This window comes from Pseudomonas sp. MF08831 (assembly GCF_059862645.1).
The window spans coordinates 15487-39867 of record NZ_JCBCUX010000008.1 but is presented as its reverse complement, the minus strand read 5'-3'; the positions used below and the strand labels follow the sequence as shown (position 1 = coordinate 39867).

General features: G+C 61.3%; 23 protein-coding genes. 15 read left to right on the top strand and 8 right to left on the bottom strand.

Features of this window, described 5'->3' with window-relative positions; all coding sequences use genetic code 11:
* Nucleotides 1-73: 73 nt before the first annotated feature.
* Nucleotides 74-880: a hypothetical protein gene (locus tag AC19YS_RS17785; RefSeq protein WP_200625013.1), complete on the top strand. Its 807-nt coding sequence runs from the start codon at nt 74-76 to the stop codon at nt 878-880.
* Between the two features lie 137 nt (nt 881-1017).
* Here the strand turns inward: AC19YS_RS17785 and prmB are convergent, their stop codons facing one another.
* Nucleotides 1018-1926, bottom strand: a complete 909-nt coding sequence (gene prmB / locus AC19YS_RS17780) for a 50S ribosomal protein L3 N(5)-glutamine methyltransferase (protein WP_106576533.1) — start codon at nt 1924-1926, stop codon at nt 1018-1020.
* Between the two features lie 239 nt (nt 1927-2165).
* Between prmB and AC19YS_RS17775 the strand changes: the two genes are divergently transcribed.
* The 5 genes from AC19YS_RS17775 (at nt 2166) to AC19YS_RS17755 (ending at nt 4949) form a co-directional block, all read left to right on the top strand.
* Nucleotides 2166-2756, top strand: coding sequence for a cysteine hydrolase family protein (locus AC19YS_RS17775; protein WP_106576532.1), 591 nt, complete (start codon nt 2166-2168; stop codon nt 2754-2756).
* Between the two features lie 141 nt (nt 2757-2897).
* Nucleotides 2898-3218 carry a hypothetical protein gene (locus AC19YS_RS17770; RefSeq protein ID WP_106576531.1) on the top strand — a complete coding sequence of 107 codons (321 nt, stop codon included), beginning with the start codon at nt 2898-2900 and terminating at the stop codon, nt 3216-3218.
* Between the two features lie 75 nt (nt 3219-3293).
* Entirely contained in the window at nt 3294-3851 is a 558-nt protein-coding gene (locus AC19YS_RS17765) for a Smr/MutS family protein (protein ID WP_106576530.1), read from the top strand.
* Between the two features lie 78 nt (nt 3852-3929).
* Nucleotides 3930-4475, top strand: a complete 546-nt coding sequence (gene folE / locus AC19YS_RS17760; protein ID WP_003442011.1) for a GTP cyclohydrolase I FolE — start codon at nt 3930-3932, stop codon at nt 4473-4475.
* Nucleotides 4476-4577: 102 nt separating this feature from the next.
* Complete coding sequence (locus tag AC19YS_RS17755; RefSeq protein ID WP_200625014.1) at nt 4578-4949, top strand: glutathione S-transferase N-terminal domain-containing protein; 372 nt, start codon at nt 4578-4580, stop codon at nt 4947-4949.
* A gap of 103 nt (nt 4950-5052) precedes the next feature.
* Here AC19YS_RS17755 and AC19YS_RS17750 read toward each other — a convergent pair whose 3' ends face one another.
* From AC19YS_RS17750 to AC19YS_RS17740, 3 genes are read right to left on the bottom strand one after another with little or no spacing between them, the layout of a single operon-like run.
* Nucleotides 5053-5373 carry an AtuA-related protein gene (locus tag AC19YS_RS17750; RefSeq protein WP_106576528.1) on the bottom strand — a complete coding sequence of 107 codons (321 nt, stop codon included), beginning with the start codon at nt 5371-5373 and terminating at the stop codon, nt 5053-5055.
* A complete protein-coding gene (locus tag AC19YS_RS17745) occupies nt 5370-6695 on the bottom strand; it encodes an acyclic terpene utilization AtuA family protein (RefSeq protein ID WP_500602305.1) in 1326 nt (441 codons plus the stop codon). The genes AC19YS_RS17750 and AC19YS_RS17745 overlap by 4 nt, the downstream gene beginning before the upstream one ends.
* 1 nt (nt 6696) lies before the next feature.
* The gene (locus tag AC19YS_RS17740; RefSeq protein WP_200625015.1) at nt 6697-7989 is read right to left on the bottom strand and encodes a CitMHS family transporter; all 1293 of its coding nucleotides are present in this window, start codon (nt 7987-7989) and stop codon (nt 6697-6699) included.
* Between the two features lie 125 nt (nt 7990-8114).
* Between AC19YS_RS17740 and AC19YS_RS17735 the strand changes: the two genes are divergently transcribed.
* Nucleotides 8115-9011 carry a LysR family transcriptional regulator gene (locus tag AC19YS_RS17735; RefSeq protein WP_500602304.1) on the top strand — a complete coding sequence of 299 codons (897 nt, stop codon included), beginning with the start codon at nt 8115-8117 and terminating at the stop codon, nt 9009-9011.
* Nucleotides 9012-9111: 100 nt separating this feature from the next.
* Here the strand turns inward: AC19YS_RS17735 and AC19YS_RS17730 are convergent, their stop codons facing one another.
* Together AC19YS_RS17730 and AC19YS_RS17725 are read right to left on the bottom strand one after the other, a co-directional pair.
* A complete protein-coding gene (locus AC19YS_RS17730) occupies nt 9112-9714 on the bottom strand; it encodes a glutathione S-transferase family protein (protein WP_106576524.1) in 603 nt (200 codons plus the stop codon).
* A 10-nt stretch (nt 9715-9724) separates the two neighbouring features.
* Nucleotides 9725-10891 carry an aminotransferase-like domain-containing protein gene (locus AC19YS_RS17725; RefSeq protein ID WP_500602303.1) on the bottom strand — a complete coding sequence of 389 codons (1167 nt, stop codon included), beginning with the start codon at nt 10889-10891 and terminating at the stop codon, nt 9725-9727.
* Between the two features lie 81 nt (nt 10892-10972).
* Between AC19YS_RS17725 and AC19YS_RS17720 the strand changes: the two genes are divergently transcribed.
* The 3 genes from AC19YS_RS17720 (at nt 10973) to AC19YS_RS17710 (ending at nt 13651) form a co-directional block, all read left to right on the top strand.
* On the top strand, nt 10973-11407 hold the full coding sequence (locus tag AC19YS_RS17720) for a MarR family winged helix-turn-helix transcriptional regulator (protein WP_106576523.1): 435 nt from the start codon (nt 10973-10975) through the stop codon (nt 11405-11407).
* Nucleotides 11408-11595: 188 nt separating this feature from the next.
* Entirely contained in the window at nt 11596-12942 is a 1347-nt protein-coding gene (locus tag AC19YS_RS17715; protein ID WP_500602302.1) for an NCS2 family permease, read from the top strand.
* 67 nt (nt 12943-13009) lie between these two features.
* Nucleotides 13010-13651: a LysE family translocator gene (locus tag AC19YS_RS17710; RefSeq protein ID WP_169367315.1), complete on the top strand. Its 642-nt coding sequence runs from the start codon at nt 13010-13012 to the stop codon at nt 13649-13651.
* Here AC19YS_RS17710 and AC19YS_RS17705 read toward each other — a convergent pair.
* Together AC19YS_RS17705 and uraH are read right to left on the bottom strand one after the other, a co-directional pair.
* Complete coding sequence (locus AC19YS_RS17705; protein WP_500602301.1) at nt 13626-18902, bottom strand: dermonecrotic toxin domain-containing protein; 5277 nt, start codon at nt 18900-18902, stop codon at nt 13626-13628. The genes AC19YS_RS17710 and AC19YS_RS17705 overlap by 26 nt on opposite strands.
* Before the next feature lie 151 nt (nt 18903-19053).
* Nucleotides 19054-19407 carry a hydroxyisourate hydrolase gene (uraH, locus tag AC19YS_RS17700; RefSeq protein WP_106576519.1) on the bottom strand — a complete coding sequence of 118 codons (354 nt, stop codon included), beginning with the start codon at nt 19405-19407 and terminating at the stop codon, nt 19054-19056.
* Between the two features lie 388 nt (nt 19408-19795).
* Here uraH and puuE point away from each other — a divergent pair, with 388 nt between their 5' ends.
* From puuE to AC19YS_RS17675, 5 genes are all read left to right on the top strand, one after another.
* Nucleotides 19796-20722, top strand: coding sequence for an allantoinase PuuE (gene puuE / locus AC19YS_RS17695; RefSeq protein ID WP_106576518.1), 927 nt, complete (start codon nt 19796-19798; stop codon nt 20720-20722).
* Nucleotides 20719-21234, top strand: a complete 516-nt coding sequence (gene uraD, locus AC19YS_RS17690; protein WP_106576517.1) for a 2-oxo-4-hydroxy-4-carboxy-5-ureidoimidazoline decarboxylase — start codon at nt 20719-20721, stop codon at nt 21232-21234. The genes puuE and uraD overlap by 4 nt, the downstream gene beginning before the upstream one ends.
* A gap of 78 nt (nt 21235-21312) precedes the next feature.
* Nucleotides 21313-22308, top strand: coding sequence for an allantoicase (alc, locus tag AC19YS_RS17685; protein ID WP_119742360.1), 996 nt, complete (start codon nt 21313-21315; stop codon nt 22306-22308).
* Nucleotides 22309-22434: 126 nt separating this feature from the next.
* Complete coding sequence (locus tag AC19YS_RS17680) at nt 22435-22938, top strand: ureidoglycolate lyase (protein ID WP_106576515.1); 504 nt, start codon at nt 22435-22437, stop codon at nt 22936-22938.
* 50 nt (nt 22939-22988) lie between these two features.
* Nucleotides 22989-24290: a urate hydroxylase PuuD gene (locus AC19YS_RS17675; RefSeq protein WP_500602300.1), complete on the top strand. Its 1302-nt coding sequence runs from the start codon at nt 22989-22991 to the stop codon at nt 24288-24290.
* Nucleotides 24291-24381: the final 91 nt, after the last annotated feature.

Sequence of the window (24381 nt, the reverse complement as noted above, 5' to 3'; positions counted from 1 at the left end):
AAAACGGCCGATAAGCCCAGGGTCGACAGTAAAAAGACTGTCGACCCGCAGGGCTTGGACAGGATCGCGCCGCATGACAACCACAGAAGCTACACCAGAACCTATTGCCGACACCCCGGCTGAAAAAACCGAGGCCGTCGAAGCAGCGGCCCTGCCGTGGGCGGACGTGCAGGCCGAACATTTCAAGATGCTACGCCTCGCGCCCCTGGCCACCGACCGTGCCACCGGTGCGCGGCCGTTGCGGTTCGTGCAGTTCGGCTATGCCGAACGCAATGACAAACACCACAGCCTGTTGCGCATGGTCATCCAGTTGCCGGGCCAGCGGGTGCGCCGCGAGCAGAACCACTTGGATATCTGGGTCGATCACGATAAGCACCGCGTGCACTTCGGCCCGGGCAACAGCCTGGAAATCGAACCGGCCAACCGGGGAATCGGTCGCTTCCTCGTCGCTCAAGGCGCGGCGTGGGCGAAAAAGAAGTGGTCACACTACCGCGTCGACGGCGTGGACCTGGCCAATAAAGACGCGCTGAACGAAGCCACGCGCTTGCGTCGCGATCACTTCCTGCGCATCCAGGGTTTTGATGTGGCCTATGCCGATGTGCAACACCTCAAAGGCAACGTGCAGCCGTGCAAAGTCAGCGCAGTGCTGGACAGCTGGAACACCGAGAAGGTGCAGTTCGTGGAAATCCTCGAAGCCGCGCAGATGCTGCAACAGGCCGAGCAGAACCTGGCCGAGCAGGAAGTGAAACTGCGCAAGGAAGAGGAAAAGGTCACCAAGTTCAAGCGTGAGGACAGCGGGCTGCGCTTTACCATCACCTGTTTGGTGGCGTTTACGGTGTTTCAGGCAGGGTTGTTGATCTGGATTGCCACGCACCGCTAGCCCGTTGGAACGCAATCAAAATGTGGAAGCGGGCTTGCTCGCGAAAGCGGTGTATCAGTCACTGATAAGTTGACTGTCATACCGCATTCGCGGGCAAGCCCGCTCCCACATTCAGGGTCAGTTTCAGTTGGGTCGGTTTACACCCGAGCAGCAAATACCGCTTGATGCGCGCGGCACTGCTCGGCCGTCAACATGAACACACCGTGCCCACCGCGCTGGAACTCCAGCCAGGCAAAGTCGACTTCCGGGTACAACGCCTCAACGTGCACCTGGCTGTTGCCAACCTCGACAATCAACAAGCCTTTCTCGGTGAGGTGGTCCGCAGCCTCAGCCAACATCCGTCGCACCAGGTTCAAGCCATCATCGCCGCAGGCCAGGCCCAACTCCGGCTCGTGCTGGTATTCGTCGGGCATATCGGCGAAGTCTTCGGCATCCACGTACGGCGGGTTGGACACGATCAGATCAAACCGCTGACCCGGCAAACCGTCGAAGCCGTCGCCCTGCACGGTGTAGACGCGCTCGTCGACGCCATGGCGCTCGATGTTCTGGTTGGCCACCTCCAGCGCCTCGAAGGACAGGTCGCCCAGCACCACTTCGGCGTCCTGAAACTCGTAGGCGCACGCGATGCCAATGCAACCGGAGCCGGTGCACAGGTCGAGGATGCGCGCCGGTGGCTGAGCCAGCCAGGGTTCGAAGCGGTTTTCGATCAGTTCGCCAATCGGTGAACGCGGGATCAGCACACGCTCGTCGACAATGAACGACATCCCGCAGAACCAGGCTTCCTTCAACAGGTAAGCGGTGGGTACGCGCTCATGGATACGGCGGTGCAGCAAGCGCTGCACGTGGGAAATTTCCTCTTCTTCCAGATTGCAGTCCAGGTAGCTGTCGGCAATTTCCCAAGGCAGGTGCAAGGCGCCGAGCACCAATTGCCGGGCTTCGTCCCAGGCATTGTCGGTACCATGGCCGAAAAACAGGTCTTCCCCATGGAAACGGCTGACAGCCCAACGGATATGGTCGCGCAGTGTGCGCAGGCGGGATGTGATCACGGGGGCAAGCTCCTGGAAAAAACGACTGGCGATTCTAACAGCCTTCGCCTGTACCGACGATGTACGAAACCCCTTCGCCATCCGTCGGTTTTCATCCAATTTGCCATCGCAGGCTTAAACAAGCCGCCCACTTGACATGGCTGCACGCCAACAACGGCGTACCTTACGATGGTAGCGATTCACAGAACCGCTCAGCCAGTGGACAATGTCGCAAAAGCCCCCCTCACAGGAGCCCCAGAATGTCCGTTCCAAAGACGATGTTTCAACTCAGCGGTCGCGGTTACGCAGCAGCCAACCTGAACCATGCGACCCTCGTGATCATCGACGCCCAAAAGGAATACCTCAGCGGTCCACTCGCCCTCTCGGGCATGGACGCGGCGGTCGAAAACATCAAGCAGTTGGTTGCCGCCGCGCGCAATGCCGGGCGTCCGATCGTGCATGTACGCCACCTTGGCACCGTCGGTGGCCTGTTCGACCCGCAGGGCGAGCGCGGCGAATTCATTCCCGGCCTGGAACCGCTCGGTGACGAAACCATCATCGGCAAACTGCTGCCGAGCGCATTTCACGGCACAGGACTGGAAAAACACCTGCAGGACCTCGGTTCCCTGGACCTCATCGTCTGCGGTTTCATGAGCCACTCCAGCGTCAGCACGACCGTGCGCGCCGCCAAGAACCTGGGCTTTCGCTGCACCCTGGTCGAAGACGCCTGCGCCACGCGCGACCTGCCTTACAAAGGCGGCATCCTGAGCGCTGAACATGTGCAACAGACCGAAATGGCCATCATGGCCGATAACTTCGCGACCCTCGCGCTGACCAAAGATCTGATCTGATCGACCTTCTGATGAGCGGCGCGGCGTGTTTATTGCCCCGCTCATCCGCAAAACCTTTTCATTTTCTGCAATTGCCTCTGGTACAGGAACAACCTGTGTATCTTCCGGTCGAAGGGCCGATACCCTGGAGGAAAGGTCGGAATGAAGATATCCGATGGTTTTGACGCTCGTCGCTTGCGCCCCAAGGGCCCGAGCAACTGGCGTCTGCGCCTGGTGGCGGGCTTTGCCGCGCTGCTGGCCATTGTAGGTTTGCTGCTGGCAGGTGCCGGCGGCGCCGGTTTTTTTGGTCATTCGCCAGCACTCGGCGAACTGAATGCCAGCCCGGGCGGCTCGGCAATTTTGTTGGTGATCGGCCTGTTGGTACTCTGGTTGGGCGTCTGGTTATGGCGTCGCAGCCGTCGGCGGATGCGTCAGCCGCTGTCGCTGAACATCGCCTCACACCTGATGAAAAAGCACGACTGATGGCGCTTGGATAGCGTTTCCTGCGCCCCGGCCGCCGCGATTTAGGTAAACTGCCCGCCCTTCGCGGAGGCTGACATGCAAGACGATGATTTTTCCCTGTTCAAAAACGAGCTGCGCGGCGTCAAGCCGATCAAGCACGACCGTGCCGACACTGGCAAACCCAAGACCGACCGGGCGCAAATCGCCAAGCTGCGCCAGGCTGCGACAGTGCGCACCGATGCCACCACCGTGGATGGCCTGTCGGACCAGTTCGTAATCGACGTAGGCCCCGAAGACGAGTTGATGTGGGCCCGCGACGGCGTGCAGGAAAGCCAGATGCGCAAGCTCAAGGCCGGCCAGATCCCGTTCGAGGGCAGCCTTGACCTGCACGGCATGAACGTCGAAAAAGCCCGTGAAACCCTCTGGGCCTTCCTGGCCGAAGCGACCAAATTCGAAATCCGCTGCGTGCGCGTCACCCATGGCAAGGCCGTGCGGTTGGATGGCAAGCGGCCGATGATCAAGAGCCACGTGAACACCTGGCTGCGCCAGCATTCCCAAGTGCTCGGTTTTACCTCCTGCCAGGCCCGCCACGGCGGCGCGGGCGCGGTGTATGTGATGCTCAAGCGCACCATGATGGAGGGGCGCGACGAGTAACAAGTGCCATCGTCAGGCTTGCAGCGATGTGTCCGCCACCGTAACCTTGCGCTTTGCGAAAATCCCACAGGTAGTTTCATGTCCCTGGAACAGAATTACACCGCGATCCTCGGCCAACTCGGCGAGGACGTTTCCCGCGAGGGCCTGCTCGACACGCCAAAGCGTGCCGCCAAGGCGATGCAGTACCTTTGCCGCGGCTATGAACAGACACTCGAAGAAGTCACCAACGGTGCCTTGTTCAGCTCCGACAACAGCGAAATGGTGCTGGTCAAGGACATCGAGCTGTACTCGCTGTGCGAACACCACCTGCTGCCGTTTATCGGTAAAGCGCATGTTGCGTATATCCCGAGCGGCAAAGTGCTGGGCCTGTCGAAAGTAGCGCGGATTGTCGACATGTATGCGCGCCGCCTGCAAATCCAGGAGAACCTCAGCCGTCAGATCGCCGATGCCGTGATGCAAGTCACCGGCGCGCTGGGCGTGGCCGTAGTGATCGAAGCCAAGCACATGTGCATGATGATGCGCGGTGTAGAGAAACAGAATTCCTCGATGATCACCTCGGTGATGCTGGGTGAGTTCCGCGAAAACGCGGCCACGCGCAGCGAGTTTCTCAGCCTGATCAAGTAACAGGCTGCGTAGGAAAAAGCCGGCGTTCATCGCCGGTTTTTTTTCGCCTGCAAATTTCAGGTAAGCTGCGGCCCCTTCTTCATGGGCAAGAGGTTTTCAGCCATGTTCGTCAAAGCACTTCGAGTGGGCCTCGGCCACGTCATCATCGCGGGCGACTTCATTACCCGCCCACGCAAAAAGCAGCGCCCCGCCGAACAACAGGCGCAGGTGAACGCTGCGGCCAAGAACCTGACCCTGTATCAGTTCCACGCCTGCCCGTTCTGCGTGAAGACCCGTCGTACGTTGCACCGCCTGAATGTGCCGGTGGCGTTGAAGGATGCGAAGAACAATGCGCAAGATCGCCAGACCCTGCTGGAGCAAGGCGGCAAGATCAAAGTGCCGTGCCTGCGCATTGAAGAAAATGGCCAGACCACTTGGATGTATGACTCCAAAGTGATCATTGACTACCTCGACAAGCGGTTCGCCGCGGTCTGATAAACACCGCGGTCAATGTGGGAGCTGGCTTGCCTGCGATGCAGACACCTCGATTTATCAGTGATACCGAGGTGACGCTATCGCAGGCAAGCCAGCGCCCACATTAGTTCGGCATCGCCAATTCGATAGCCAACAAGGCCGAGCCCAGGCACTTGCCGTGGGCATCCAGCGCCAGCGAGCGGGTAACGCCGCCGCGCAAGATGCCCGGCAACACAAAGTTCAGCGCCTGCACATTCGGCAGTTCATAACGCCGCACCGGCGCCGCGCCGGGTTCGCGCAAACCGGCAAAAAACTCGGCGACGCGCTCCGCCGTGAGCTGCTCGCACAGCAGCGGATAATCCTCAGCGCGATAGGCAATGATCGAGATGTTCGAGGTGTCGCCCTTATCGCCGGTGCGGGAATGGGCCAGGGTGTGCAGTTTCATGCTTCGATCCTCGGGTTGACCGCGCTTCGCGCCAGCAATAACGACGCCACCGCTACCACTTGCCGCACGCTTTTGCTCGCGCCGCCGCCGCCCGACGGGCCGTTGGTGTAAAGGGTTTCCACTTCATTGCCGACCCGCACCGCGTCGCTGCGTGCTTCACAGCGCGCGGCCACGCGCAGGCGCACTTCCCAGGGTTCGACGTTGCTGCGTGGGCCGTGCAGTGAATCCATGCCGATCAACTCGGCGCGCACCTCCTGCATGTTGACGCCCATCAACTCCAGCCGCTTGAGCACGATATCCCGCGCCAACTGCGCCCGTGCGACAGCTCCCGGACCGCCGTAGGACATCTGTCCCTCGCCGATCCAACCGTCCAAATAGCCGACGCTGACCTTCAATTGCTCAGGCCGCGCACGGCCATCGGCGCCCAGGGCGCGCACGCGGTCGAGGCCTTCCTCGACAAAACTCACGTGAGAAAAGTCGGCAGTGACGTCCGGCGTCAGGTAGGCCGCCGGGTCATGCACTTCATAGATCAGTTGCTCAGTACAGGTAGCGCGGCTGACCCGCCCACCAGAACCCGCCACTTTGGTGATCACCGCTTCGCCGTCGGCGTTGATCTCGGCCAACGGGAAGCCCAGGCGCGCCAGGTCATCCACGTCCTTGAAACCTGGGTCGGCAAAATAACCGCCGCTGACCTGACCCGCGCATTCGAGCAAATGCCCCACCAGCGTACCGCGGCCCAGGCGTTGCCAATCGTGCGCGGCCCAGCCGAACTCGAACATCTGCGGCGCCAGGAACAGCGAGGGGTCGGCCACGCGTCCGGTGATCACCACATCGGCATCGGCGTGCAGCGCCTCCAGTATGGCGTCGACGCCCAAGTAGGCATTCGCCGAAATCAGCCGCTCGCCCAACGAGCCGAGGGTCTGGCCGTTGTCCAGCATTAGCTCGGGCTGCAAAACCTGCAGCACGTCATCGCCCACCACCGCCACGACGTTGAGGTGCAGGCCCAATTCATCGGCAATCCGCCGCACTTCGATGGCCGCTGACACCGGGTTGGCGGCGCCCATGTTGGTGATCACCCGCAGCCGACGCTGGCCATCACGCCGGCCCACAAACGGCAGCACGCGGCGCATGCGTTCACTCAGCAACGGGTCATAACCGCCCTGTGGATCGCTGATACGTACCTGCTGCGCGAGCGCGATGGTGCGCTCGGCCAGGCATTCGAAGACCAGATAATCCAGGTCGCCCCGGCTGGCCAACTCCACGGCAGGTTCGATACGGTCGCCGGAATAGCCGGCGCCGGAACCGATGCGCAAGGTTTTCATCTCAAATCACTCCCAGGAGCAACGCGGTCAGGGTCATCAACACCGACGCGGCAAACAGAAAAGGAATGGTGAAGCGCTGGTGGTCGGCCAGTTCGACCTTGCACAGGCCCACCAACAAAAACGTCGCGGGGGTCAGCGGGCTGACCGGAAAGCCGGTGGTGTGCACGCCCAGCAATGAGGCCTGGGCCACTTGCAACGGGTCGACGCCCAGGGCCTTGCCGACTTCGGCGATCACCGGCATCACGCCGAAATAGTAGGAATCGGGGTCGAACAGCAGGCTCAGCGGCATGGAAATGAAGCCCACCACCGCCGGGATCAACTTGCCGTGGCCGGCTGGAATCTGCGCCACCGCCACTTCGGCCATGGCCTTGAGCATGCCTGTGCCTTGCATGATGCCGGTGAACACCCCGGCGGCAAGCAGGATGCTGGCCATGGTCAGGGCGGTCTTGGCATGCGCATCGATGCGTGCGCGCTGGGCGTCCACGTTCGGGTAGTTGATGCACAGTGCCACCACGGTGCCGAGCATGAACATCACCACCGGGTCGACCCAGCCGGCAATCATCACCACCATCACCAGCACGGTGAGCATCAGGTTGACCCAGAACAGGCGTGGGCGACGCAACAGGCTGTCAGCGTCGCTGAGCACGCGTTGCGGCACCGCATCGACCGTGGAACCGGCACCCAGGCCCAGGCGTTTTTCTTCGCGGCGGCCCAGCCACCAGGCACAGGCGAATACAAACATCAGCCCGACGATCTGCACCGGGATCAGCGGCTGGAACAGGTCGGCCACCGGCACGTGCAAGGCGGCCGATGAGCGCAGCACGGGGCCGGTCCAGGGCAGGAAGTTGACCCCGGCGGCCATCGCGCACACACAGGCGAGGATACGTTTGTCGATGCCCAGCCGTGTATACAGCGGCAGCATCGCCGGCACGGTCACCAGAAACGTCACCGCCCCCGAGCCGTCCAGGTGCACCAGCAGCGCCAGCGTCGCGGTGCCGACGACAATGCGCGTAGGGCGCGTCCCGACTGTGCGCAGGATACGGTCGATGATGGGATCGAGCATGCCGGCGTCGGTCATGATCCCGAAAAACAGGATCGCGAACACAAACATGCCCACCACGGGGGCGACGTTCTTGATACCGGTAATGATGAAGACGCTGGTTTGCAGGCCGAACCCGCCGAGCAAGGCGGCAATGATCGGCAAGGCGATCAGCGCCACCAGTGGCGAGAGGCGTTTGCTCATGACGGCGGCGAGCAGGCACAGGATGGTAATGACACCCAGGGTAGCGAGCATGGGTTACTCCAGAGCGGCCTTGATGGCCGGTTATTGTTTTCCCCGGAGTATTGGAAGCGGGTTAGTCTTTGTAAATTGGAATATTCAGCCGCTCACGTTCGGAAAAACAAAATGAAGCTACTCCCATGAAAAACAGCATCCAGCATATTCAGGCTTTCCTGGCCGTGGCGCGCACCGGCAGCTTCACCAAGGCCGCCAATGAACTGCATCTGTCTGCGTCAGCACTGACCGTACAAGTTCAGCAGTTGGAGGACTGGCTCGGCGTCGCCCTGCTCGACCGCAGCCCGCGCCACGTGAGCATCACCGCCGCCGGCCAGGAAGCGCGCGGGCCCATGGAAAAACTGCTGCTGGACCTGGACAACATCGTCACCGGCTCGCGCGACCTCGCCGCGTTGCGCCGTGGTGTAGTGACTATCGCCGCCCTGCCCTCGGTGTGCGCCGGTGCCCTGCCCCCGGCCTTGCGCCAGTTTCGCGAGCACTTCGCCGGCATCGAGGTGCGCCTGCATGACCTGGTGGCTCACCGTATTCATGCCGAAGTTCGCGCCGGCGAGGTGGATTTCGGTATCGGTGTGCGCGCACGGTTAAGCCATGGCCTGGCGTTCGAGCCGGTGTTGAATGATCGGCTGTGTGCGTTTGTACCGCTGGATCATCCCCTCGCCCGCCATCCTCAGTTGACCCTGGAGCAATTGGCGGATCAACCGATCATTCTTACTGGACGCGACAGCAGTGTGCGTGAGCAGGTGGATGCGTTGTTCGACGAGACGCGCCTGAGCATGAACGCCGGCATGGAGGCCAACTATATGTCCACAGTGCTGGCGCTGGTGCGCCAAGGGCTGGGCATCAGTGTGTTGCCGGAGTCGGCGGCGGACAGCCTGGAGGGGTTAAAGCGCATCACCATCGATCATCCCGGGGTGAACCGGGAGATCGGCTTGATCAGGCGCAGCGGCATGGGCTTGAGCCCGGCGGCGCAGCGCTGTTTTGACTTGCTGAAGGATCAACTGTCTGCCACAACGGACAGCTAAAGGTGGGAGCGGGCTTGTTCGCGAAAACGGTGGATCAGTCCAATCATCAGTGACTGCCCTCCCTTCGCGAGCAGGCCCGCTCCCACCTGTGGACCTGTGTTCAGTCCAGCATCGCCACATGTTTTGGATGGCTGGCCACACGCTTGAGCCACGCCTGCACCGCCGGGTATGGCGTCAGGTCAAAACCCCCTTCATGGGCCACGTGGGTGTAGGCATACAGCGCGATATCGGCAATCGAATATCGCTCGCCCACCAGGTAGGGCGTGGCTTGCAACTGACGCTCCATCACCCTCAAGGCCTTGTAGCCGCCCTTATGGGTGGTTTTGTATTCCTCCAATCGGTCTTCCGGCATGTTCAGGTAGAACTGGATAAACCGCGCCACCGCGATATACGGCTCATGGCTGTATTGCTCGAAAAACTGCCATTGCAGCACTTGGGTACGCAGGCGTGGCTCAGCCGGCAGAAACTCGCTGCCGTCCGCCAGGAAGTTGAGGATCGCGTTGGATTCCCACAGGCAGGTGCCATCTTCCAGTTCCAGCACCGGGATCTTGCCATTGGGGTTCTTGGCCAGGAATTCAGCGGTCTGGGTGTCGCCCTTGAGAATATCGACATCAATCCATTGGTACTCGATGCCCAACAGATTGAGCATCAACTTGACCTTGTAGCAGTTGCCCGACTTGTAATCGCCATAAACCTTGTACATGGGGCTCCCCTTATGCCGCTTGCGCGTGCTGTGCTTGACGGACCACCGCGGCCAGGCGCTTGAGACCTTCGTCCAGACGGGCCGGGTCGATATGGCTGAAATTGAGGCGCAACGAGCCGAAGTGTTGATCGGGCTCGGAAAAGAACGGTTCACCAGGCATGAACGCGACGTCCTGATCCAATGCTTGCGCCAACAAGGTGCGGGTGTCGAGCGGTTGTTTCAAGGTCAGCCAGAAGAATAATCCGCCCTGAGGCGTCTGCCAGTCAGCCAGATCGCCAAAATGACGCTCCAGCGCGGCCTGGAATGCATCGCGGCGCTCGCGGTAAAAGCGGCGCAGTTCCGCCAGGTGCTGCTGGTACTTCGGGGTGCCGATCCACTGCATGGCCTGCCACTGACCGACGCGGTTGGTGTGCAGGTCGGCCGATTGCTTGAGCTTGAGCAGATGCGGGAACAGATCCGGGCTGGCAATCAGGTAGCCGACGCGCAGGCCCGGCAGCAGAGTCTTGGAGACGGTGCCGGTGTAGATCCAACTGGCTTTTTTCAGGCGCCCGGCGATGGGCTGCGCACTGGCGCCGTCAAAGGTCAGTTCGCGGTAGGGTTCGTCTTCGATCAGGGTGACGCCGAACTCATCGAGCAACGCGGCGACGGCAGCGCGCTTGGCCTCGCTATAGCGTACGGCCGAAGGGTTCTGGAACGTCGGAATCAGATAGATGAACGCCGGGCGATGGCGTTCAAGGAGGGTGCGCAAGGTGCCCAGGTGGGGACCGTCGGCCTCCAGTTGCACGGTCAGGCAATCGGCGCCGAACAGTTGGAAGATCTGCAACGCCGCCAGGTAAGTCGGGCCTTCCAGCAGAACCTTGGTGCCTTTGTCGATATACAGTTTGGCGGCCAGGTCCAGGGTTTGCTGGGAACCGCTGACCACCAGCACCTGGCTCGCCTGGCACGGTACGCCCAACGCGCGGGCCTGGGCGGCGAGCAGTTCGCGCAACTGCGGTTCGCCTTCGCTCATGCCATATTGGCCGATGGTGAGCGGCATGCTGTCCCAGTTCAGTGCGAGCAGCATGGCTTCGGCCGGCAGGCCACCGGCGAACGACATCACCTCCGGGCGCTGGGCCGCGGCAAGGATTTCACGGATCAAGGAGCTTTTGAGGCGCGTAACACGTTCAGAGAAGGCCATAAGGTCACCGGTGGCAAAGCGCATGAAAAATACGTCAAACTGCTTGACCGAAATTACGACGACTTGAGTAGATACGTCAATATGCTTGACCTTAAAACCCAGAACAGCCAGCAACAGGCCATGGAAGCGTTCTTTTTCGGCTACCAGGCTTTTACCGCCAAGGCCGACGAGATGCTCGAGCGCCGAGGCTTGAGCCGTGTGCACCAGCGCATCGTGTTTTTTATCGCGCGCTACCCTGCCTTGAGCGTGAAGCAACTGCTGGAGTTGCTCGGCGTGAGCAAGCAGGCGTTGAACATGCCGTTGCGACAGCTGCAGGAAATGCACTTGGTAAACAGCGTGGCCTCCGAGGCTGACAAGCGTAAACGCCTGTTGGAATTGAGCGAGGAAGGCCAGCGCTTCGAGCAGTCCTTGCGCCGTGAACAGGTGAAATTGTTGCAGCGCGCCTTCAGCGAAGCCGGCGAAGACGCGGTCGCGGGATGGCTGGCGGTGAATCAGGCGCTGAGTGCCGCGAATTAGCCTTTCATCTTGTTTCGCACACACAACCGAAAACATTATTTGCTTTATCTGTATACAAAAGCATAATTCGCTTCGTGCGAGTTCCTGACCTATTGGTCAACAAAAACCCGCCAGTACCTCAAAGCGCTGTTGCCCACACCTGTGACCGGCGCTGGAAATAACAATAAAACTCTTGAGGAGTACTCGCTGTGGAAAGCCGCAAATCCGAAGCCCCAACGCTGGACCTCTCCCCGCCGCACGGCGGCTGGCTCGAACGCCTGTTCAAACTGCGTTTGCATGGCACCACAGTGAAGACCGAACTGATCGCCGGCCTCACCACGTTCATCACCATGGCCTACATTATCTTCGTCAACCCGAACATCATGGCCGATGCCGGCATCGACCACGGTGCGGCGTTTGTCGCCACGTGCATCGCCGCTGCGCTCGGTTGCCTGTTGATGGGCCTTTACGCCAACTGGCCCGTGGGCCTGGCGCCGGGCATGGGTTTGAACGCGTTTTTCACCTACACCGTGGTCGGCACCATGGGCTATCACTGGGAAACGGCGCTGGGCGCGGTGTTTGTTTCCGGGGTGTTGTTCATGGGCCTGACCCTGTCCCGTGTGCGTGAGTGGCTGCTCAACAGTATTCCCGTCAGCCTGCGCCACGCCATGGGCGCCGGCGTCGGTCTGTTTCTGGGGGTGATCGGCCTGAAAACCGCCGGCATCATCGTCGACAGCCCGGCCACGCTGATCAAGCTGGGGTCGCTGCACCAGCCCGCGCCACTGCTGGCGGCGGTGTGCTTTTTGCTGATCGCGATCCTCAGCTACCACCGGGTGTTCGGCGCAATCCTCATCAGCATCATCGCGGTCACCCTGGCCGGTTGGGGCCTGGACCTGGTGCACTACAACGGCATCCTCTCCACCCCGCCCAGCCTGGCGCCGACCTGGATGGCCATGGACGTCAAAGGTGTATTCAATGTCAGCATGATCAGCGTCGTGTTTGCATTTCTTTTTGTACACATGTTCGACACTGCCGGTACACTGATGGGCGTTGCGCAACGCGCCGGGCTGGTGGGCGCCGATGGCAAGATTCATAACCTGTCCCGCGCGCTGAAGGCCGACAGTGCCTCCAGCGTGTTTGGCGCCATGGTCGGCGTGCCGCCGGTGACCAGCTATGTGGAAAGTGCTGCCGGTGTGGCCGCGGGCGGTCGCACCGGGTTGACCGCCGTGACCGTGGGCGTGCTGTTTGTGGCGGCAATGTTTTTCGCGCCCTTGGCCGGCATGATCCCCGCCTATGCCACCGCCGGTGCGCTGATTTACGTCGCCATGCTGATGATGGCGAGCATGGCCCATATCAATTGGGACGAAGCCACCGACAGCATCCCCGCCATCGTGACCGCGATCATGATGCCGCTGACGTTCTCGGTTGCCGACGGTATCGCACTGGGCTTCATCACGTATGTGGCGCTCAAGGCCGGCACCGGCAAGTACCGCGAGATTTCCATCAGCCTGTGGGTGCTGTGCGCGATTTTCGTCGCGAAGTTTATCTTCCTGTAGTTCGCAGGAAACGGCCGAAAACCGCCTCACCTTCGGGTGGGGCTTTTGTACGAATGGAGGACTGTAAATGACCCTGGAAACCTGGCTGCTGTTCAGTGGCGCTGCATTGATCGTGATCCTGATCCCCGGCCCGCTGTCGCTGTTGATGATCAGCAACAGCCTGAACTACGGCCTGCGCCGTTCCTACCCGGCGTTTCTGGGCGGCGTGTTCGCCTCGATCTGCCTGTTGAGTGCCTCGGCATTGGGGCTGGGTGCGTTGCTGTTGGCCTCGGAGCAGTTGTTCAGCGCCCTGAAGGTTGTCGGTGCGCTGTACCTGTTTTACCTCGCCTGGCAGAGCTGGCAGCAATCGCGCCAACCGGCCCAGGGCGCCGTGGTGCCCCAGGCCGTGGCCACACCGCGTTTTCGCGCCTTGTTCGGTCGCGCATTTGTGCTGGGCGCCAGCAACCCCAAGGACATCCTGTTCTTTGCCGCCTTCTTGCCGCAGTTTCTCAGCAGCGAGCACGCGTTCCTGCCGCAGTTGCTGATCATGATTGCCACCTGGACCGTACTCGACTTGCTGTGCAAGCTGGCCTATGGCCTGGGCGCCCATGGGGCAGCGCGCTACCTGCGCAGCGGCAGTGGCCAGAGCTGGTTCAACCGCGTCAGCGCCGCACTGTTCGGCGCCGCTGGCATGGTGTCGCTGATCAAGGCGAGGACGGGCTCACTTTGACAAAGTAGACGCTCGGGCGGGCCGCGGGCGTGGTGGGCCATTGAATGCCGGCAACGATCCGAGCCAGGCGATTTTCGTTCATGGCGCTCTTGACGCCCATCAAGGCAACCGACCGGGGATGTGCGTTGATTGCGGCGTCAAACCAACGGTCCGTCAGCCTGGTTTCCAGCCTCACTGAGCCTTTCTCGATCCAGTGGATGGACACGTAGTACAGCGTGTTCGAAGGCGAGGAAGGATGGGTCGCGATCAACTCATGCGTCGGCTTTCGCCCATGCCTGAGTTGCAGCTCCTGCACGCTGAACCCCTGCTGCTCCAGCGCGCGCTTGACCGCGGCGCGCTGCGCCAAGATTCGCTGAGGCTTGACCTCACGACCGCCGGATTGCAACGCAGCGTCCAACCCCGCGGCCCGGAAGTCGACCCGCGTGAAGCCCGGGGCCTTGCCTTCGTAACCGATGTGCAGCGACCTGCCCGTCCTTTCGGTGGGCCGTAGCATTCTCAGTAAATCATCGGTCTGACCCGGCCCGTTGGGGGTCGAAACCAGCCAATTGTCCAGCGTCGAGCGGATATTGAGCAGGTGCGTGGCCGTCGCCGAGCGCGAAGAGTCGGTCAGTTCAATCAGCCTTGCGGCGGCCAATGTCTGGCTGCGACGGGTCATGCTGGGAAACGCCTGCCCCACTGATTGCTCCAGCGGCCGGTCAAACAAAGGGGCATGCACCTGCCACTCACCCGATACGCTGCGTGATACCGGAATGGGCTGTTCGCCCATCGCAGTGCTGGTCCAACGTTCAATATCAACACGGGCCAGCGAAACCAGCGGCTCATTGCGGGTGATGAACGCGATGCCATTCCAGGGCGCATTGTCGCCCTGATGAAGCACCCTGTAATAACCCGCCCCCGATGCGGCGAGGCTGTCATATTGGGGCCCGATGTAGACCGCGTCGTAGGGAAAGCCCGGCGGCTCCCTGTGCACATGAAACGTGCCGAACGCCGAGAGGCCGGACACGTGCCCCGTCGCATCCTGAACACGCCACTCGAACCAATAGGGGTTGGGCGCCGGTGACCGATAAATGCGGTTTTGCGTGGCGGCGCGCACCGTGGGTGGCTGCCAGTCCGGTGGCGCCTGCACGGGCGCACGCCACGGGCTGAGCACCGTCGAGCTCGACCCCGCCACCGGCTGAGGCGCATCCGCACCCAGCAACCATTCCCTGGGCTGGTGCACGTGCACAATCAGTTCGTCTTGCCCCGGCGCCTGCCGGTTTTTCAGGCGCAACGCGTGTTCGTCGCCACGCCGGTAAAGCGGGTAATGGTGTGTGTCATCCGCCACGAACAGCTCGCCATCCAGTACATACACGCCTTTTTCACCAACACCTTTCAATGCCACGGCCCCTTGAGGCACCCCGTTGATCTTGAAACGCTCCAGCCCCTTGAGTTGAGCCACCGGTGGCGGCGCCAGGCGCTCAAGTCCGCGGGCCGTCATGCGCAGCCGATGGATACGCCCCAGCACTGCCCGCGTGGCCGGCCGCACCATTCGGGCCGCCGCCACCGGCATCCTCTTGGGGCCGGGAATAAAGTTAAGCAACACATCGATCGCCAGAAACGTGCTCATAAAGCCCACATCGACCGCAGCGTGGGCGTCGCCAAAGCGGTGATAGCGCCGCGCCATAAGCAGCAGCTCATGGAATTGATTAAAAATCCCGTACAGCGGGCAGAAAAAACCCACCAGCGCCCGCGTACGTGTCTCGCTTTGCTCACCTAGGCGACGGGCCCGATAAGCCTGCAGCGCCTTGCCAGAATGGCTGGCGGCTTGCGTGCGGCGCTGCAGGTCAAGCACGCTGGCGTGGTAGAGCAATGCGCGAGCGTCGCTGTGAGAGGTGGCGACAATCGCCAGCCAGCCCTGCGGGTCACTGGCAACCTGCTCACGGGCCTGGGCTTCAATCTCATCCAGCAACGCCGTCGGCTCCAGATGCTTGATGCCGAAGGAGCGAATAAAGCCGAGCCCCCGCCAAATCCCCTTCACCATAAAAAATGCAGACGGCAGATCAAGTGTGTTGAACAGGTGGCCTGGGCTATCGGCGCGGTCCGGATGATGAGTGATTGCCTCAAATGCCCAGCCTGGTGCGACTTGTCGCGCGAGCACTCTGGCGTTATCCGCCGATGCGCCGACACGGTTCAATGCGGCTTGGGCCTGTTGCAGGTCGCTGTACTCGGTGAGGACCCAGGCTTGCGGGGCATCGGGCCAATAGACCACGCAACATTCGGAACGCTGGTCCTGCACCACCACAATGCCTGCGACATAGCGGTCGTGCTGCATCGTATGGCCCACCAGATGCACCACGTGCAGTTGCAACTCATGCTGGTTTTTCAGCAAGTCTGGCGGCATGCGGGCCGCCATGGCGGTGCTAAACACACTTTGCGCGTTCGCCGACAGCCCGCCTTGCCGCGCCAGGAACAGGTGATGGTCAACGCCTGCGTGCAACGCGCGATTCAATAAGGGCGGGATGCGTCCTTCGCTGAGCGCGCGGTCGGTGCCGGCAGGCGGATAAAAAGCGCGGTTGATCAATGTGTCGTACTGCCCGCCGATATCCAGCGAAGCGACCATCTGGATCAAATAGCCGGCATTGAGCCGGTGTCGCCATTCAGGTTGCAGAAAGCGGGCGCGGTTCAATCGCCATTGCGTCCAGGGTGCCAGTGGGTCGAGGTTGTGCAGCGCCAATTGCAGCAGACTGAAGGAGGTACGCGTCGAGGTGGCAGTGAGGACAATGCCGCGATTGCCGACCGTGCAGCCGCTTGCCCATCCACAAAAGCGGCCATGAACATCGTCGGGCATTTCAATAAAAGGCTGGTCGATCAGCCACGACGCAGGGACACCGTCCTGCTGCAAACGGGCGGTCAAGGCACGGCGGGCAAACGTGTCCAAATCGGGCAGGTGCTGCTCAAGCCGCGTCTGGAAGGCCAACGCACTGCTGAGGTAAAGACGCTGCGAACGTTTGAAGTCTTTGCGCTGGGCACGCGTGGCGCCCACCCACCCCGCCGGCAATTTCTGCGCGTCAGATGCGGCCTTGCGCAGTAATTCGATGTTCGCCTGGGCCTGGCTCAGGGCATTATTGGCCGGCACCTTGAGCTGTTGCGCCAGCGCCGCCAGCAGCAGCGCGCGACTGAACCCGACCTCCGTCACTTCGCTGAAAATACGCGTGATGTCTTCAGTGCTTTTGTGCAGGCGATCGTAGCAACCCAGCAATTTTTTCAACGCCGCCAGTGCAGGCTTGCCGTCGATGGGAGCGTAGCGCACAGCCAAGGTTCCACGCAGCGCATGTGCGCGCAAATCGCTGCGCTTGTCATGCTCGACACAGCGCCACAGCACCGAGCCGTCCCGGCTGCCGAGGCTCGCCTTGACGCTTCGGGTCAAGGCCTCCAGCCCGGCAAAACCGAGTACCCCGCCCTCTTCCCCAAAGGCGTAGAGCACCACCGGAAGCTGGCGGGTCGGCACCCGCAGCGCGGCCGCTGTGGTCACCAGCCACACATTATGCAGTGGATAAAAAGCATCGGGCTCACTGCCCACGGCGATTGAAAGCACCTGGGTTTGACTGCCCGGGCGCGCCGTGGGCGAAGGCGGGTCCAGCACGTCGATCATCAGGTCGCGGTGGGCGGTGCCCAGCAGCTTGAGACGGTGTTGCACCTGAACCTCGCAGCGCAGCGCCTCGGTTTGAGCATGCATGAACAACCAGGCACGCCTGGGCGTCTGCGCGCCGCCGGGGCGCGCGGCCCAGAATTTCAGGTCGAGCAGTCGGTGCTCTGCACCCTGCAGCAACGAATTCAGCGCCTGGGCATGCACCGCGAGCTGCCCCTTCAGCGTGATGAATTGCTGATAAGCGAGGGTCTCGGTGCCGGGTTCATACGGATCCAGCAAGGCCAGCAGACCTTTTTCGTAACGCTTGACCTGCTGCTGCGCGGTGCGCAAGGCCAAGCCGGATGAGGTACTGGCAAAAATTATTTCCGCGCTGCGTCGTTGCTGGTCCCATTTGAGTAACGGGTCGGCAAGAGCGCCAAGCCGGGTGCTGCCGACCCATCGTTTTCGCTCCCCTTCCACCTGCGCGAGTAACGCTGCGACAGCCACCGGCCGAGGCGGTTGTGCCGATAAAACAAAGGGGGGATCGATGCTCACGGCACACGCCAATTCGTTGTCCCACTGCCCGCGCAACAACGCTTGCGCGCCCAGCGCCAACGCATCGTCGAGCACTTCCAGGCCGCGCACAAAACCGCTCGCCGCAGACAACTGCGCGGGCTGGCATAACCCCGTGCGACGACCTGACGCCAAGCATTGCCAGAGGACATGCAACTGCGCACGGTCCAACCGCAACAGGCCCTCCTGCAGGGCGGCGAAAGACGGGTACTCGTAGAACGTGCGGGCCACACCCGGCAGGTACACCACCTGCGGCGACTGTGCGGGATCACCCTCACGATAAAGGTGCAATACGCCAGGGATTACCACCGCAGGCGTGCCGGGCCACATCAGTTGCCCTACCCGTACGCTGGCCCAATCCCCGCCTGCACGGTGGCGTGCAGGCGCGGTCGGGGCATCGATCACCGCCTGCACCAGGCGCATGCCCGCCGGTGATAGCTCATCCAATTGCCGCGCCATGAAGGCCCGGTCAGCGAACAGTTCTGCGTGCAGCTCAACCCAGCGCTCGCGGCGTGTGAGCCAGGAGCCTTGCGCCAATGTGTCCCAATAGCGGTCTGCCACCTGCGCCAGCCGCTCAAAAAGGCGCATCGCAATGACTCGCTGCAACGCTTGCAAAGGGGTATAGGACAACCGACGGCTTGGCTGCCCTTTTATGCTGAGCGTGGTGAATTGATTGACATTGATAGGCACCGAGGGCCGCGCCAGCAGTGATAAGGCCCGCTCGGTCAAGCTGTTGATGATCTGCGGTGCGCCCGGGCGCTTGGGCTCGGTAAACAGCAGAGTGTCCGGTTCAATCTCAAATGCTTTGCGCAGTTGAGCACGGATCACGCGCAGGATTTTGGGCGAGCGCCCTATCAGCTGTGCCAGTGCGCGCACCGATTCGCTTAAGCGCCAATCGGCAAGAGCGAGCTGATTGATCAGACGGCTGGGATGGGTAAACCGGTTGATCCGCCGGGTCAGTTGATCTCGAATGGCCTGCAATTGGGCTTCGGCGGCGACAACAGCGTCAACGTCTTCGGGCACGGAAGTGAAAGAGGGCAAAACGCCTGGGTGATCTGGGGACGAGGCCATTTGTGTTTTCTTCTGAGGAAAACGCCAGCCTAGGCATCACCGACATTCAGAGGGGCTAGATAGTTGAACGCGCAACAGGCAAAAAAAAGCCCGCAGTGTGGGCGGGCGAAAAACCAACGAAGAGCTTTGGGGGTGTGAAGCGAGGTGACGCTCAGCTACCGCGATAGGTGGAATAGCTGTAAGGCGAAATCAGCAGGGGCACATGGTAATGGTCCTGTTCAGCGCTGATGCCAAAACGCAGCACCACCACATCCAGAAAAGCCGGCTCGGGAAGCTGCACACCGCGGGCCCGGTAATAATCGCCGGCGCTGAATTGCACCTGGTACACACCGCTGCGGTAATCGTCACCTTGCAGCAAAGGCGCGTCGCAACGGCCGTCGCTGTTGGTCACGGCGGTGGCGACCAGTTCCAGCTGCGCGCCCTCGACGCGGTACAGTTCGACCTTGATTGCGCTGCCGGGGCAGCCATGTGCGGCGTCCAAAACGTGTGTGGTCAAGCGTCCCATGGCGTCTTTGCGCCTCCCGTAGGCAGTAGAAAAGTGATCCGCACTTTTTCAGGGCAGTGAAAAAGCCGGTGACGGCTGATTAAGACACTTTCTAAAAAAATTGTACACAATAAATTCAATAAATATCCCGCGCCTCGCTGCCGCCGGCTCGCCGACCACAGCGTTGCAGCCGATAAAACCAATTCAGACGATCGCCGGCCAGCCAGCGCCCACCGCTGCGCATCCGAGAAAATCTTTTTAGCGTTTAGCTGACCAGTCAGGCAGGTTTCTTGCAGTAACTTGAACGCAAGCCGTTCAGAAAAAATGCAGAAATGCGGGCTTACAAAGTCGGCGATAAGTTGTATACAATCACTCATCGCTACTACGACGAACAAGAAGGAAGACTGCAGTGAGCGCTGACTACCCACGCGACCTGATCGGTTACGGCAGTAACCCTCCTCACCCCCACTGGCCGGGCAAGGCACGCATCGCGCTGTCTTTCGTACTCAACTACGAAGAAGGCGGTGAGCGCAACATTTTGCACGGCGACAAAGAGTCCGAGGCATTCCTTTCGGAGATGGTCTCGGCCCAGCCGCTGCAAGGCGAGCGCAACATGAGCATGGAGTCGCTGTATGAATACGGCAGCCGTGCCGGCGTGTGGCGCATCCTCAAATTGTTCAAAGAATTCGACATCCCGCTGACCATCTTCGCCGTGGCCATGGCCGCCCAGCGCCACCCGGATGTGATCCGCGCGATGGTCGCCGCCGGCCATGAGATCTGCAGCCACGGTTATCGCTGGATCGACTACCAGTACATGGACGAGGCCCAGGAGCGCGAGCACATGCTCGAAGCCATCCGCATCCTCACCGAGCTGACCGGCGAGCGCCCATTGGGCTGGTACACCGGACGCACCGGCCCCAACACCCGGCGGCTGGTGATGGAGGAAGGCGGCTTTCTGTACGACTGCGACACCTACGACGACGACCTGCCCTACTGGGAACCCAACAACCCCACCGGCAAGCCGCACCTGGTGATCCCCTACACCCTGGACACCAACGACATGCGCTTCACCCAGGTGCAGGGTTTCAACAAGGGCGATGACTTTTTCGAGTACCTCAAGGATGCCTTCGACGTGCTGTATGCCGAAGGCGCCGACGCACCGAAAATGCTTTCCATCGGCCTGCATTGCCGCCTGATCGGCCGCCCGGCGCGCCTCGCCGCCCTCAAGCGGTTTCTCGAATACGCCAAGGGCCATGAGCACGTCTGGTTCACCCGCCGCGTCGACATTGCCCGCCACTGGCACGACACCCACCCGTACACGGGAGCGGCGAAATGACTGCGTTCCAAACCTTGAAACCGTCGAGCCTGAGCCGCGAGGCATTCGTGACAGCCTTCGCCGACATCTACGAACATTCGCCATGGGTGGCCGAAAAGGCCTTCGACCTGGGCCAGGACGCGTCGATCGACCAGATCGAAACCCTGCACCAGCGCATGAGCGACATCCTGTTGAGCGCCGATCATGCCAGCCAGTTGGCCCTGATCAACGCTCACCCGGACCTGGCCGGCAAAGCTGCCGTCCAGGGCCAACTGACCGAAGCCAGCACCCATGAACAGGCTGGCGCCGGTATTCACCAATGCTCGAGCGAGGAGTTTTCTCGCTTCACCGAGCTGAACGATGCCTACAAGGCCAAGTTCAAGTTTCCCTTCATCATGGCGGTAAAAGGCAGCAACCGGCACCAGATCCTCGCCGCGTTCGAAACGCGCATTCACAACTCGGTAGACGCCGAATTCAAATGCGCCCTGGCCGAGATCAACAAAATCGCGTTGTTCCGATTACTGACCCTTTAGCAGACCTGGCCCGAGCGCTCATGACGCCCAGGGCCTGGCGAGCATCCCAAGCCACTCTATTTAAGGCAGACAAGAAGAATGAAAGCTTACGCCGTACCTTTCGAGAAGTTCGTCAACTTGGCCGACGCCCGTCTGGGCACCAAGATCCTTTCGGTGACCGATGACTGGTTCGCTGACGCCAACCGCCTGTTCCAGCCGACCCCGGCTGTGTGGAAGGAGGGCGTTTTCGATGATAACGGCAAGTGGATGGACGGCTGGGAGTCGCGCCGCAAGCGCTTCGAAGGCTACGACAGCGCGGTGATCCGACTGGGCGTGCCCGGCTCGATCAAAGGCGTGGACATCGACACTTCATTCTTCACCGGCAACTTCCCACCGTCGGCGTCCCTGGAGGCGTGCTTCCTGGCCTCGGGCGATCCTGATGAAAACACTCAGTGGGTGGAAGTGCTGTCGGCCGTCGAGCTGCAAGGCAACAGCCACCACTACCACGAGATCAACAACGACAAAGCGTTCAGCCACCTGCGCTTCAACATCTACCCGGATGGCGGCGTAGCCCGTCTGCGCGTCTACGGCGTGCCGTTCCGCGACTGGTCGTCGGTGGGCGACAACGAACAAGTCGACCTGGCCGCTGCCTTGAACGGTGGTCGTGCGCTGGCCTGCTCCGATGAACACTTCGGCCGCATGAGCAACATCCTCAACCCTGGGCGTGGCATCAACATGGGCGACGGCTGGGAAACCGCACGTCGTCGCACGCCAGGCAATGACTGGGTGATCGTCGCGCTGGGTCACCCGGGCGAGATCGAAAAAATCATCGTCGACACCCTGCACTTCAAGGGCAACTACCCGGACACGTGCTCTATCCAGGGCGCGTTCGTGAAGGGCGGCACCGACAGCCAGATCGAAACCCAATCGCTGTTCTGGCGCGAACTGCTGCCGGCGCAGAAACTGGAAATGCACGCTGAACACACCTTCGCCGAGCAAATCAAGGCGCTGGGCCCGATCACTCACATTCGCCTGAATGTGTTCCCGGATGGTGGTGTGAGCCGCCTGCGGGTTTTGGGCAAAGTAGCTAAATAAGCGGTGAGCCCATCGCAGGCAAGCCAGCTCCCACATTTGAATGTATTCGCACATCAACAGGTGGGAGCGGGCTTGCTCGCGAAGGCGCCAGAACACACAACACAGAATCCGGATAAGAAGACAGCCATGCGCACACTAGTGATCGAACCCCTGACCAAAGAAGCCTTCGCCCCTTTCGGAGACGTTATCGAAACCGATGGCAGCGATCACTTCATGATCAACAACGGGTCGACCATGCGCTTTCACAAGCTGGCAACGGTAGAAACCGCGCAGCCTGAAGACAACGCGATCATCAGCATCTTCCGCGCCGACGCGCAGGACATGCCGCTGACCGTGTGCATGCTGGAGAGACACCCGCTGGGCAGCCAGGCTTTCATTCCGCTGCTCGGCAACCCCTTTCTGATCGTGGTCGCGCCACTTGGCGATGCACCTGTATCGGGCTTGGTCCGCGCCTTCGTCACCAACGGCAGGCAGGGCATTAATTACCATCGCGGCGTCTGGCACCACCCGGTGCTGACGATCGAAAAGCGGGATGACTTCCTGGTGGTTGATCGCAGTGGCACCGGCAATAACTGCGATGAGCATTTTTTCAAAGAGGATGAGCGGTTGATCCTCGCCCCCCACCAATAAGAGAAGGTCTGATCACTCGACAACAGAGTGACAGGCGAGAGGTAAAGACTGTGGAAGCACATTTGATGGAATGGCTGAACCTGAGCGTGCGCTGGGTTCACATGATCACCGGCGTCGCCTGGATCGGCGCTTCGTTCTACTTCGTCTGGCTGGAAAACAACCTCAATCGCGTCAACCCCAAGGACGGCCTCGCCGGTGACTTGTGGGCGATCCACGGTGGCGGTATCTACCACCTGGAAAAATATAAACTGGCCCCGCCGACCATGCCGGACAACCTGCATTGGTTCAAATGGGAAGCCTATTTCACCTGGATGTCCGGCATCGCGCTGCTGTGCGTGGTGTTCTACGCCAACCCGACCTTGTACCTGCTGGCCCCGGGCAGCAGCCTCAGCGGTCCGGAAGGTGTGTTGCTGGGCCTCGGCTCGCTGCTGGTCGGCTGGTTCATCTACTCCTTTCTGTGCGACTCGGCCCTGGGCAAGCGCCCTGCCCTGCTCGGCCTGATCCTGTTCGTGCTGTTGATTGGCGCTGCATACGGCTTCAGCAAAGTGTTCAGCGGCCGTGGTGCGTACCTGCACGTGGGCGCCGTGATCGGCACCATCATGGTCGGCAACGTGTTCCGCATCATCATGCCGGCCCAGCGTGCGCTGGTAGCGGCGATTGCCGAGAACCGCACGCCGGACCCGGCACTGCCCGCCAAAGGCTTGCTGCGCTCACGGCACAACAACTACTTCACCCTGCCGGTGCTGTTCATCATGATCAGCAACCACTTCCCGAGCACCTACGGCAGCCAATACAACTGGCTGATCCTCGCAGGTATCGCGGTGGCAGCCGTGTTGGTGCGGCACTACTTCAACACCCGTCACAACAGCCAGAAGTACGCGTGGACCTTGCCGGTTGGCGCATTGGCGATGATTTGCCTGGCGTACGTGACCGGCCCAAAACCGGTGTCGACTGCTCCGGAGGTGGCCAAGGCTCCGGCGGCCATCGAGTACCAGCCTCTGCCGGAAACGGCACTGGGTGGTGGGCTCAAACCGGCTGCGCCAGCGGCACCCGCACCGGCCCCCGCCGAAGCAGCACCGGCCCAGGCATCGATTGATTTTGACAAGGTGCATGGGGTGATTCAGGAACGCTGCGCCGTGTGCCATTCGGCCAAGCCGACCAGCCCCTTGTTCAGTACCGCGCCGGCGGGCGTGATGTTCGATACGCCCCAGCAGATCCAGCAATTGGCCCCGCGCATTCAGGCGCAAGCCGTCGCCAGCCAGATCATGCCGCTGGGCAACATCACCCAGATGACTCAGCAGGAGCGCGACCTGATCGGCACCTGGATCAATCAGGGGGCGCGCACAAACTGACAGCCTGATGCAGATCCAAATGGGGGAGCGGGCTTGCTCGCGAATGTGATCGTTCAGTCACTGATGAGTTGAATGACACACCGCTTTTGCG

Excerpts from the sequence above, each read along its gene's own strand:
- AC19YS_RS17785 (WP_200625013.1), top strand. The coding sequence starts at position 74 with ATGACAACCACAGAAGCTACACCAGAACCTATTGCCGACACCCCGGCT.
- AC19YS_RS17775 (WP_106576532.1), top strand. The coding sequence starts at position 2,166 with ATGTCCGTTCCAAAGACGATGTTTCAACTCAGCGGTCGCGGTTACGCA.
- AC19YS_RS17770 (WP_106576531.1), top strand. The coding sequence starts at position 2,898 with ATGAAGATATCCGATGGTTTTGACGCTCGTCGCTTGCGCCCCAAGGGC.
- AC19YS_RS17765 (WP_106576530.1), top strand. The coding sequence starts at position 3,294 with ATGCAAGACGATGATTTTTCCCTGTTCAAAAACGAGCTGCGCGGCGTC.
- folE (WP_003442011.1), top strand. The coding sequence starts at position 3,930 with ATGTCCCTGGAACAGAATTACACCGCGATCCTCGGCCAACTCGGCGAG.
- AC19YS_RS17755 (WP_200625014.1), top strand. The coding sequence starts at position 4,578 with ATGTTCGTCAAAGCACTTCGAGTGGGCCTCGGCCACGTCATCATCGCG.
- AC19YS_RS17750 (WP_106576528.1), bottom strand. The coding sequence starts at position 5,373 with ATGAAACTGCACACCCTGGCCCATTCCCGCACCGGCGATAAGGGCGAC.
- AC19YS_RS17745 (WP_500602305.1), bottom strand. The coding sequence starts at position 6,695 with ATGAAAACCTTGCGCATCGGTTCCGGCGCCGGCTATTCCGGCGACCGT.
- AC19YS_RS17740 (WP_200625015.1), bottom strand. The coding sequence starts at position 7,989 with ATGCTCGCTACCCTGGGTGTCATTACCATCCTGTGCCTGCTCGCCGCC.
- AC19YS_RS17735 (WP_500602304.1), top strand. The coding sequence starts at position 8,115 with ATGAAAAACAGCATCCAGCATATTCAGGCTTTCCTGGCCGTGGCGCGC.
- AC19YS_RS17730 (WP_106576524.1), bottom strand. The coding sequence starts at position 9,714 with ATGTACAAGGTTTATGGCGATTACAAGTCGGGCAACTGCTACAAGGTC.
- AC19YS_RS17725 (WP_500602303.1), bottom strand. The coding sequence starts at position 10,891 with ATGGCCTTCTCTGAACGTGTTACGCGCCTCAAAAGCTCCTTGATCCGT.
- AC19YS_RS17720 (WP_106576523.1), top strand. The coding sequence starts at position 10,973 with ATGCTTGACCTTAAAACCCAGAACAGCCAGCAACAGGCCATGGAAGCG.
- AC19YS_RS17710 (WP_169367315.1), top strand. The coding sequence starts at position 13,010 with ATGACCCTGGAAACCTGGCTGCTGTTCAGTGGCGCTGCATTGATCGTG.
- AC19YS_RS17705 (WP_500602301.1), bottom strand. The coding sequence starts at position 18,902 with ATGGCCTCGTCCCCAGATCACCCAGGCGTTTTGCCCTCTTTCACTTCC.
- uraH (WP_106576519.1), bottom strand. The coding sequence starts at position 19,407 with ATGGGACGCTTGACCACACACGTTTTGGACGCCGCACATGGCTGCCCC.
- uraD (WP_106576517.1), top strand. The coding sequence starts at position 20,719 with ATGACTGCGTTCCAAACCTTGAAACCGTCGAGCCTGAGCCGCGAGGCA.
- alc (WP_119742360.1), top strand. The coding sequence starts at position 21,313 with ATGAAAGCTTACGCCGTACCTTTCGAGAAGTTCGTCAACTTGGCCGAC.
- AC19YS_RS17680 (WP_106576515.1), top strand. The coding sequence starts at position 22,435 with ATGCGCACACTAGTGATCGAACCCCTGACCAAAGAAGCCTTCGCCCCT.